General features: G+C 71.4%; 8 protein-coding genes and 1 pseudogene. 3 read left to right on the forward strand and 6 right to left on the reverse strand.

The window, feature by feature from the left end; all coding sequences use genetic code 11:
• The 5 genes and pseudogenes from ABZ281_RS28195 to ABZ281_RS28215 form a co-directional block, all read right to left on the reverse strand.
• Positions 1-569, reverse strand: a pseudogene (locus ABZ281_RS28195) (hypothetical protein); the annotation flags it as partial.
• Positions 570-725: 156 nt separating this feature from the next.
• Positions 726-1,136, reverse strand: a complete 411-nt coding sequence (locus ABZ281_RS28200) for a DUF6113 family protein (protein ID WP_356228684.1) — start codon at positions 1,134-1,136, stop codon at positions 726-728.
• Positions 1,133-1,993 carry an N-acetyl-1-D-myo-inositol-2-amino-2-deoxy-alpha-D-glucopyranoside deacetylase gene (mshB, locus tag ABZ281_RS28205; protein ID WP_356659895.1) on the reverse strand — a complete coding sequence of 287 codons (861 nt, stop codon included), beginning with the start codon at positions 1,991-1,993 and terminating at the stop codon, positions 1,133-1,135. The genes ABZ281_RS28200 and mshB overlap by 4 nt, the downstream gene beginning before the upstream one ends.
• Before the next feature lie 100 nt (positions 1,994-2,093).
• Complete coding sequence (locus tag ABZ281_RS28210; RefSeq protein WP_356659897.1) at positions 2,094-2,711, reverse strand: Uma2 family endonuclease; 618 nt, start codon at positions 2,709-2,711, stop codon at positions 2,094-2,096.
• Positions 2,712-2,763: 52 nt separating this feature from the next.
• Positions 2,764-3,684 carry a helix-turn-helix domain-containing protein gene (locus tag ABZ281_RS28215; protein ID WP_356659899.1) on the reverse strand — a complete coding sequence of 307 codons (921 nt, stop codon included), beginning with the start codon at positions 3,682-3,684 and terminating at the stop codon, positions 2,764-2,766.
• Between the two features lie 516 nt (positions 3,685-4,200).
• Between ABZ281_RS28215 and ABZ281_RS28220 the strand changes: the two genes are divergently transcribed.
• Together ABZ281_RS28220 and ABZ281_RS28225 are read left to right on the forward strand one after the other, a co-directional pair.
• Positions 4,201-5,085, forward strand: a complete 885-nt coding sequence (locus tag ABZ281_RS28220; RefSeq protein WP_356659901.1) for a helix-turn-helix transcriptional regulator — start codon at positions 4,201-4,203, stop codon at positions 5,083-5,085.
• Positions 5,082-5,291: a DUF397 domain-containing protein gene (locus ABZ281_RS28225; RefSeq protein WP_356659903.1), complete on the forward strand. Its 210-nt coding sequence runs from the start codon at positions 5,082-5,084 to the stop codon at positions 5,289-5,291. The genes ABZ281_RS28220 and ABZ281_RS28225 overlap by 4 nt, the downstream gene beginning before the upstream one ends.
• 61 nt (positions 5,292-5,352) lie before the next feature.
• Here the strand turns inward: ABZ281_RS28225 and ABZ281_RS28230 are convergent, their stop codons facing one another.
• Entirely contained in the window at positions 5,353-5,547 is a 195-nt protein-coding gene (locus tag ABZ281_RS28230) for a hypothetical protein (RefSeq protein WP_003992731.1), read from the reverse strand.
• 177 nt (positions 5,548-5,724) lie between these two features.
• Between ABZ281_RS28230 and ABZ281_RS28235 the strand changes: the two genes are divergently transcribed.
• On the forward strand, positions 5,725-7,851 hold the full coding sequence (locus ABZ281_RS28235; protein WP_356659905.1) for a prolyl oligopeptidase family serine peptidase: 2,127 nt from the start codon (positions 5,725-5,727) through the stop codon (positions 7,849-7,851).
• Positions 7,852-7,885: the final 34 nt, after the last annotated feature.

The raw sequence follows: 7,885 nt of genomic DNA on the forward strand, positions 1-7,885 counted from the left end.
TCTGCTCCAGGACGAGCGGGCCGCCCGGCACCCGGCCGCGCCCCGCCGGAGGCACCGGGACCGCCCGCACCGGCGCCGCCCGGCGCCGGACGCGAACCGCCCGGCAGTCCGGCCCCGTTGGTGGAGCCACTGCCCGGACCGCCCTTGCCCCCGCCGGACTTGCGGGGCGCGAACCAGTCGCTGGCCGGCTTGTCGTCGCCCGGCTGCGCGGACTCGGCGGGAGACTCGACCAGGCGCGGGCCCGGGCCCGCGCCAACGCCCGCGGACGGGGCGGCGCCCGGCGCCGTCGACGCCTCACCGTGCGTGTCGGTGTCGGCCGATCCCTCCGCCTCCGTGACGGGCGTGCGCATCACCACGGGCGGAATGGGCCGCGACCCGGGGATGTTGATCCGGATCCGGGTCGTCAGCGTGGTCTCGGTCTTGCGTTCCTCCGGCCGCGTGGCCGAACGGCCCGCGTCCGTACCGGCGTCGGAGACCGTCGGGGTCCCGTACGGCGGCGTACCCGACGGGTAGGCGGCTCCACCGCGCCCGTTGGGCCCGGAGGACGGAGTGTCAGTTTCACGACTCAAGGCAGGTTCTCCCGGTTGGCTCCGCCGCCCGACACAACCTCACGCGGGCAGCTCGGCGGCGCGCACCACCATACTGGCCACTTCTCGCCCGTATCCCGTGACCGCCATGGAAACCCACACCGGACCCCCACGGCCACGTCATGGCGAAGTGGTACGTCACTTGGCAAGTCGGACGGGACCGCCGTCCGGTTGCCGCCCCGGGGCGAGGGTGGCACAGATCACAGCCACGGCGATGCCCCCGAGCAGGAAGAGATAGGAGCCGCTCCCCGCGGCGAAGAGGAAGTCGCCCTCGGGACGGCTGGCGGTGAGCAGCACGACCGCGAGCATCCAGCCCGCGGCGGCCGCGACGCCCCCGGCCCGGCCGCGGAGGACACGGGTAGCACCCAGGACGGCCCCGGCCTCACCGGCCAGGGCGAGCAGCAGCCCGCCCGGGAACCACCCGGGCTGCACCAGGGCCCCGGCCACGCCCACCAGGGCGCCGAGCACGAAGAAGCCGAGGCAGGCGCCGACGCGTCCGGCGGTGGGCGGGCGCATCGGCTGGGCGAGCATCGACGTGCGGTCGCTCATGAGGCCTCCCCGACACCGGCGAAGAGGTCCGTCTCCGGTTCTCCGGAGGCCCGCTCGCCCCGCACCAGCTCGTAGTACTCGGTGGTGAGGATCGGCTGGGCGAGTTCGTTGGACAGCACGAAGTACGGCTCGGCCACGGTGATCTGGGTGGCGTGGGCGCGCATCGCGGCGGCCTTGGCGGCGGCGTGGGCGGTGCCGTCGACCACGGTGGTGATGCGCACCTCGGGCACGACACCCGGGACGTCGTCGACCTCGGCCGCCTTGGCGAAGGGCGTGCCGGGCAGGTCCTCCCGGAGCCGCGCGAAGGACTCCTCCACAACGGGCCGGGGGACCCGGTTCCAGTAGACCTTGGGGATCGGCACACCGGCGTCGGCGGACAGTTGCGCGGCGCGCATGGCGACCCGGTGGGCCTGGATGTGGTCGGGGTGGCCGTAGCCGCCGTGGTCGTCGTAGGTGACGAGCACCTGGGGGCGGACCTCGCGGATCACCTCGACGAGGTGTGCGGCGGCCTCGTCGACGTCGGCCTGCCAGAAGCAGCCGGGGTCGTCGTTGTCGGGCAGGCCCATCATCCCGGAGTCGCTGTAGCGGCCGGCGCCGCCGAGCAGGCGGAAGTCCCGGACGCCGAGCTCGGCCATGGCGGCGCTGAGCTCACGACGGCGGTGTTGGCCCAGGGCGGCGCCCGTCAGGTGCGCGAGCTCGGGCGGGATGACCTCGCCGCGCTCACCGAGAGTGCAGGTGACCAGGGTGACGTGGGCACCCTCGGCCGCGTACCTGGCCATGGTCGCGCCGTTGTTGATCGACTCGTCGTCCGGGTGCGCGTGCACCAGCAGCAGACGACGCGAGGGCAGTTCCGTCATGGGGCCAGCCTACGAGGCACCGGACCGCTGTTCGCCCGTGCCCAGGTGCTCGACGCCGGAGGTGACCGGAGCAGCCCCCTCGGATTTCGGATCACGCCCTTCACGACTCCGACTCTTCCGCCCCGTCGTCCTGGTAGCGCGGCAGGCCGCTCGTGGAGATGGTCCACTCACCGATGGTGACGTCCTCGCCGTAGACGAAGTTCTTGCGCACCGCGTAGCGGGGGCCCTCCGGGGTGGAGTGGATGTCGGTGAAGACGGCACCGCTGCCGGTACGGGGGTCGAAGATCACATAGATCGGGATGCCGAGCAGCGGGTAGTCGCGCATCTTGCCCACCCAGTCGTTCTCCGGGTTGGACCGGGAGACGATCTCGATGGCGGCGACGACCGTACGGGGGTCGACGGAGCCTTCGACGTCGAGATCGGCCCAGGCGATCACCATCACGTCCGGGTGCCGCATGATGCCCTCGGGCACGTCTTCCACGTCGGGCGTGCCGTTGTGGGCCAGCAACTCGTCCGGCATGACCTTCTCCAGACGGCGGCTGACGTGCGCGGCCGTGACCTCGTGCGGGCCCCCCGGCGACATCATGTCGTGCACGATCCCTTCCTTGGTGACTTCGAACTTCCCGGGGAGGGTGTCGCCCATCGACTGCACGACATCCCTCATGGCCCGGTACAGATGGGAGCCGTCCCGCCGCGCGTTGCCGGGTGCGATGGTCATGGCGCTCGCTCCTCGTCGTCTGTGCCCAGGGGCAAGGATCGTCACGTTCATGCTAGGCGGCCTCCTCGAGGTCGGAGCGGCAGTCGCGGCAGCGGCCGGGACGGACAGCGCGGAACCCGCGGTCGCAGCCGTCGCAGTTCCGCATCGGGTGTCGTACCGGTGACGGCGGGTCGACGGCCGGTGCCCGGAACGGGGACGGGGGCGGGAGCTGGGCGGCGAGACGGTGGGCCAGGAAGGCGGCGGGCCGTCGTACGCCCTCGGGCGGCAGGTCGGCGGTCAGGGCGCGGCGTACGGCGGCGGGGCTGACGTCCCGTTCCAGCCAGGCGGCGACACCGGGGGTCAGGTGGGCCGTGTCGTCGGCGGAGAGGAGCAGGCAAGGACCGTGGCGGCGGAGGTCTGCGAGGAGGTCGGTGGCGGCCTGGAGGAGCGCGGGGGCGTGGCACGCGGGGCGCGGGACGTCCGGGAGCGGCTTGCGGGGTGCTCGTGCCTCACGGTTCGCCCGGGACGCGCGCTCCTCGCAGGCATCCCGAGGTTTCGATTCCGTGCCCCCTCGGGTCGCCTCGGTGGGGTGGCGGGCCGCCGCCGGCTGATTGCACGAGGTGGTGCGCGTGACGATGCGGCCGGTGGGCGTGCGGACGCGTTCGCGGCGCAGGTAGCCGTGGGCCTCCAGTTCGCGCAGGGCGGCGGCGATCCGGGTGGCTCCCTCGGGGAACCGGGCGACGAGGGTCTTGATGTCGGCCGGGGCGCCCTTGGGCAATGACTGGAGGTGCGTGCCGAGCCCGATGGCGAGGAGCGAGAGCTCCCTGTGCTGGGCCAGGTGATTGCCGATCACGGTGAAGCGGGTGGTGTGACGGGTGTTGTCGTGCTGGAGCCCGCCGGTGCGGTGAGTCGCGCCGGGCCGCCGGTTCGTGTGCTTGTTGCCCGCGATACGGACCTGGGCGCGCGGGGGCGCGCTAGGGTTCTGGGTACCCATCGGGAAGCTTCCTCTTCCTCGGTGGTCAGGCCCTCGCACTGGGATTGCCGTCCCGGCGGGGGCCGTTTCATGTCTGCGGTTGTGGTGGTGCGTTGCGCTGAGCGTGCGGCCTGTGGGGTCGCGAAATCCAGCGGGTCCGGGGATGTTCACCCGCCCGAGTGAGCGTGAGCCACAAGCAGGAGGGGTGGGGCTTGGCAGGGTGCTTTCCCCGGAGTCCTTTGTCTTTCAGCCGCCGACGGCACCGGAGCGCGAGGGTGCGGGTTCCGGTGGCGTGAAGCCGCGTGCTGTGGAGGACGGCAGCATGCTGAAGTTGCGGACGCTGCGGTCGGGTTGGGGCCTGGTCTGGGCAGTTTCCGGATTCACGTCACTCAGCGTGGCCGACCCGGCCTACCGTGTTGTGATTGCCCCGCTACGTAGAGCTACCACCCAAGGCTTGTTCGGTACTGGCCGGACTGTCGACACGGGCTCCCACGGACGGGGCGGGACGGTACGACGCGGCACTACGGAGGAGCGCGCATGGCGGTGAACGGCGAGGCGGTGCGGGTCAGGACCGAGGCGGAGCAGGCTGACGAGCCGGGCTGGGAGGTCGACCCGGACGACGACTGGGCGCTCGCGGTGGTGGCCACGGTGGGGCGGCAGTTGAGGCTCCGCCGGGAGGCGGCGGGGCTGCGGGCCGGCGAGTTCGCGGTGGCGGTCGGATACGGCGAGGACCTCGTCTACAAGATCGAGAGCGGCAAGCGGATCCCCCGGCCCGAGTATCTGGACACGGCGGACGAGGTGCTGGACGCCGGTGGACTCATCGCGGCGATGAAGGAGGACGTGAAGAGGGTCCGGTATCCCAAGAAGGTGCGGGACCTTGCACAGATGGAGGGGCGGGCCGTGGAGATCGGCCTGTACGTCTGCCACAGCATCAGTGGGCTTCTTCAGACGGCCGACCACGCGAGGGCGGTCTTCGAGTCCCGGCAACCGGCCTACTCTCAGGACGAGATCGAGCGGATGGTGGCTGCCCGCCTGGCCCGGCAATCCATCTTCCAGAAGGACCCCGCGCCCACCCTCAGTTTCGTCCTGGAGGAGGCTCCGCTGCGGCGTCCGCTCGGAGGCACAATGGTGTGGCGCGCGCAGCTGGAGCACCTGCTCGAGGTGGGCAGTCTGCGATGCGTGACGCTTCAGGTGATGCCGACCCGCTGTGAGGTGCATCCCGGCCTGGACGGAAAGATCGAATTGCTGAAGTTCGAGGACGGTTCAGCAGTGGCCCGCTGCGAGGGCGTGTTCAACGGCCGCCCCATCTCGGACGCCCGACAGCTCCGCGTCGTCGAACTGAGGTATGGCACGATCCGAGCGCAGGCCCTCCCGCCTCGGGAGTCACTGGCCTTCATCGAAGAACTGTTGGGGGAAACATGAGCCGCAAGGTCTCCAACCAGAACGCTTCGGGCCTGACCTGGTTCAAGAGCAGTTACAGCGACGGCAACGAAGGCGACTCCTGCGTGGAGGTCGCCACAACACCCGGCACCGTCCACGTCCGTGACTCCAAGAACGTCGAGGGCCCCCGGCTGGCCTTCACCCCCGCCGCGTGGGCCGGCTTCGTGCCGTACGCGGTCGAGGGCTGATCCGGCGGCTCCTCTGCTCAGGCCCGGATCGCCCTTCGGTCCGGGCCTGAACGCGCGACGCTCAGAACTTGATGCTGCCGATCATGCCCGCGATGTTCGTCGTCAGCTCGCTGATCGTGGGAGCGACCGTCGAGGAGGCGAGGTAGAAGCCGAGCAGCATGCAGACGATCGCATGCCCCGCCTTCAGTCCCGACTTCTTGATGAGCAGGAAGACGATGATCGCCAGCAGCACCACCGCCGAAATCGAGAGTGCCACGGCGGTTCACCTCCAAAGATCCACGAGGGCGCGGGGGGTCGAACTATGGGGGCATCAAATCCGTACAGCAGCCAGCAGGTTCATACCCACTATGCGACATTGATCATAACTATCCCGCTGCGCGCATCGATCGGCGCACGGCCGCACAAGGGGGCGCATGGCCAATATGGTCAGGGCATGACGACCGAGCCTCACTCCTTCCCTCGACGGCACGCCCGTACTCAGCGCTTCACGCTCGGCGCGCCGCGTTCGTTCACCGTGGCGCCCGACGGTTCGCGTGTCGTGTTCCTGCGCTCCGGTTCCGGTACGGACCGGGCGAATTCGCTCTGGGTCCTCGACACGGAGGAGGGCGGGGAGCGCGTGGCCGCCGACCCGCGCGCCCTGCTGGGCGGTGCCTCGGAGGACCTGTCACCCGAGGAACGGGCGCGGCGCGAGCGCAGTCGCGAGGGCGGGGCCGGCATCGTCGGGTACGCCACCGACACGGCCGTCGAGCTGGCCTCTTTTGCCTTGTCAGGGCGGCTTTTCGCAGCCGAGCTGAGGGCCGGGACGGCGCGTGAACTGCCCGCGCCGGGGCCGGTGATCGACCCGCGTCCGTCGCCCGACGGGCGGCACGTGGCGTATGTCACGCAGGGGGCCCTGCGGGTGGTGGACGCCGAGGGGGAGGGCGACCGGGCGCTCGCCGAGCCGGAGTCGGAGAATGTCTCATACGGACTGGCCGAGTTCATCGCGGCCGAGGAGATGGGACGCTCCCGGGGCTTCTGGTGGGCTCCGGAGTCGGACCGGCTGCTCATGGCGCGCGTGGACGACACGCCGGTGCGACGCTGGTGGATCGCCGACCCCGCGCATCCGGAACGGGAGCCGCAGCGGGTGCCGTATCCGGCGGCGGGCACGGGCAACGCGGAGGTGCGGCTGTTCGTGATCGGGCTGGACGGGCCGCGCACGGAGGTCGCCTGGGACCGGGCGCGCTACCCCTATCTGGCGCATGTCCACTGGTCAGCGGCCGGGGCGCCACTGCTGCTCGTACAGGCGCGCGACCAGCGCAGTCAGCTGATCCTGGCCGTGGATCCGGATACCGGCGCGACTCGGATGGTGCACGCCGACGAAGATCGAACATGGCTTGATCTTTTCCCCGGAGTGCCGTGCTGGAGCCCGTCGGGCCAGTTGGTGCGGATCGCGGACGAGGGCGGTGCGCGAGTGCTGGCGGTCGGGGAACGGCCGCTCACGGGAGCGCAGTTGCACGTCCGGGCCGTGCTGGACGTCTCCGCGCACGACGTGCTGGTCTCGGCGTCGGCGGGTGCGGAGGCCGCCGGGGAGGCGGAGACGGGCCAGGTGCACGTGTACCGGGTGAACGAGCTGGGCGTGGAGCGGGTGTCGCAGGAGCCGGGTGTGCACGCGGCCGTGCGGGCCGGGGAGGTGACGGTCCTGGTCTCGGCGACACTGAACGGGCCAGGTTCACAGGTGCGTGTCCTGCGCGACGGAAAACCGACCAGGACTGTCCCCTCGTACGCCGAAGATCCTGGTATGTCCCCCCGTGTGACGCTCACCGAGGGGGGCGCACGCCGTGTCCCGTGCGCCGTGCTTATGCCTCGGGACTACGACGGTGACACCCCTCTGCCGGTGCTCATGGACCCCTACGGCGGTCCCCACGGCCAGCGGGTGGTCGCCGCGCACAACGCCCACCTCACGTCGCAGTGGTTCGCGGACCAGGGCTTCGCGGTCGTGGTCGCGGACGGCCGCGGCACCCCGGGCCGCTCCCCCGCCTGGGAGAAGGCGATCCACCACGACTTCACGCTGTCGCTGGACGACCAGGTGGACGCCCTGGAGGACCTCGCGAAGCGCCACCCCCTGGACCTGTCCCGGGTGGCGATCCGCGGCTGGTCCTACGGCGGCTGGCTGGCGGGCCTGGCGGTGCTGCGCCGCCCGGATGTCTTCCACGCGGGCATCGCGGGCGCGCCCGTGACCGACTGGAGCCTGTACGACACCCATTACACGGAGCGCTACCTGGGCACGCCCGCGGAGCACCCGGAGTCGTACGCCAAGAGCTCCCTGGTCACCGCCGAGGGACTGTCCTCCCCCGCCGAGCCGCACCGCCCGCTGATGATCGTGCACGGCCTCGCCGACGACAACGTCGTGGTCGCCCACGCCCTGCGCCTGTCCTCGGCCCTGCTGGCCGCCGGCCGCCCCCACGAGGTGCTGCCGCTGTCCGGCGTCACCCACATCACCCCGCAGGAACAGGTCGCCGAGAACCTGCTCCTGCTCCAGGTCGACTTCCTGAAGCGCTCCCTGGGCATCACAACGGCCTGAACACGGCGACGGGCCGGGACGCCTCGCAGCGCCC

The organism is Streptomyces sp. NPDC006265 (assembly GCF_040613555.1).
Classification (GTDB): domain Bacteria; phylum Actinomycetota; class Actinomycetes; order Streptomycetales; family Streptomycetaceae; genus Streptomyces.

Excerpts from the sequence above, each read along its gene's own strand:
- ABZ281_RS28200 (WP_356228684.1), bottom strand. The coding sequence starts at position 1,136 with ATGAGCGACCGCACGTCGATGCTCGCCCAGCCGATGCGCCCGCCCACC.
- mshB (WP_356659895.1), bottom strand. The coding sequence starts at position 1,993 with ATGACGGAACTGCCCTCGCGTCGTCTGCTGCTGGTGCACGCGCACCCG.
- ABZ281_RS28210 (WP_356659897.1), bottom strand. The coding sequence starts at position 2,711 with ATGACCATCGCACCCGGCAACGCGCGGCGGGACGGCTCCCATCTGTAC.
- ABZ281_RS28215 (WP_356659899.1), bottom strand. The coding sequence starts at position 3,684 with ATGGGTACCCAGAACCCTAGCGCGCCCCCGCGCGCCCAGGTCCGTATC.
- ABZ281_RS28220 (WP_356659901.1), top strand. The coding sequence starts at position 4,201 with ATGGCGGTGAACGGCGAGGCGGTGCGGGTCAGGACCGAGGCGGAGCAG.
- ABZ281_RS28225 (WP_356659903.1), top strand. The coding sequence starts at position 5,082 with ATGAGCCGCAAGGTCTCCAACCAGAACGCTTCGGGCCTGACCTGGTTC.
- ABZ281_RS28235 (WP_356659905.1), top strand. The coding sequence starts at position 5,725 with ATGACGACCGAGCCTCACTCCTTCCCTCGACGGCACGCCCGTACTCAG.